This is a genomic window from Pantoea sp. SIMBA_079, from assembly GCF_046940275.1.
Lineage (GTDB): Bacteria > Pseudomonadota > Gammaproteobacteria > Enterobacterales > Enterobacteriaceae > Pantoea > Pantoea borealis.
On the sequence record NZ_JAWRYR010000351.1, the window covers coordinates 1 to 269 of the forward strand.

Genomic DNA, 269 nt, shown 5'->3' on the forward strand with positions numbered 1-269 from the left:
GGCACCTCAGGTGGTTAACCTGATTTTCAGGCGCCGCAGTGTCGCTGGCTCGCTGAGCGGCGGCATCGCTGAAACGCAGGAGATGCTCGATTTCTGTGGCGAGCACGGCATCACCTCCGACATTGAACTGATTGCCATGGATCAGATCAATGAGGCGTATGATCGCATGCTGAAAAGCGATGTGAAATATCGCTTTGTCATCGACATCCACACCCTGCGCGACACGTCTGCGGCGTAACGGCTCAGACGTTGTGCTGGCCGGCGCCCGC

General features: G+C 58.0%; 1 pseudogene. It reads left to right on the forward strand.

Features of this window, described 5'->3' with window-relative positions:
* Positions 1–238: pseudogene (locus SB719_RS20325) on the forward strand (NAD(P)-dependent alcohol dehydrogenase); the annotation flags it as partial.
* Positions 239–269: the final 31 nt, after the last annotated feature.